Source organism: Streptococcus mitis (genome assembly GCF_001074635.1).
Taxonomy (GTDB): Bacteria; Bacillota; Bacilli; order Lactobacillales; family Streptococcaceae; genus Streptococcus; species Streptococcus mitis_E.
The window spans coordinates 1-687 of sequence record NZ_JUQO01000015.1; the positions used below are offsets into that span (position 1 = coordinate 1).

A 687-nucleotide genomic window follows, 5' to 3' on the forward strand; every position below is an offset into this window, starting at 1 on the left:
ATTTTCAACTCTTACTATTATACCGACTTTTTATTTTTTGTCAACTACTTTTTTAAACTTTTTTTACTTTTTTGCATGAATTTCTAATGAGTACGGATGTCAAACTCTTTAAACACAATACGTAAGTCCTTTAACACTCTTTGACGCCCTCGGAAACGTTCATTTCTTAAGACGCGTTCTAACTCTTCTTGTTGCTCTTTATTTTGTTTGTTTCTATAATTTCTTAGTGTTTCATGAAAGAGATAATAGTCGTCTAGCCAGAGACCTCCCTCGCTTACTCGATGACTTATCTCACCCACTTCTTCATAAAGCTCTTTATCATATCTCCGTTTTTGACTTTCTTGTTTACGGAGATAATCTAGAATTCGATTCCGGAATTTTGTTTTGAAGTATTTACGTAAGCGTGGAATATCGTCTACTAGCCCTTCTTCGCTACTAATCAATTCATGCAGGCAAATCATTCCCTCTTGATCCCAGTCCGATAGTTCCCATAAATGAAGGTAATACTCATTTCTACACTTGTATACAATTCCCTGGACTTCTTCATACAATTCTTTAAGCATAATCTTCCCCTTTCTAGATACAGTCTAACAGATTCAGATACACTTTTGGCACATTTCATCCATTCTGCACCCTTTAGCTCCTCAACTGCATAAAAAAGAGAGGTCTTGCCTCTCTTTGGGTTAT

At 35.8% G+C, this 687-nt stretch carries 1 protein-coding gene; it reads right to left on the reverse strand.

Annotated features, from left to right (window positions below; translation table 11 throughout):
- Positions 1-83 precede the first annotated feature (83 nt).
- The gene (locus ADI58_RS00530; protein ID WP_049521058.1) at positions 84-563 is read right to left on the reverse strand and encodes a sigma-70 RNA polymerase sigma factor region 4 domain-containing protein; all 480 of its coding nucleotides are present in this window, start codon (positions 561-563) and stop codon (positions 84-86) included.
- Positions 564-687: the final 124 nt, after the last annotated feature.

What these genes read in the sequence shown, in the direction of transcription:
- ADI58_RS00530 (WP_049521058.1), bottom strand. Translation starts at nt 563, where the DNA reads ATGCTTAAAGAATTGTATGAAGAAGTCCAGGGAATTGTATACAAGTGT.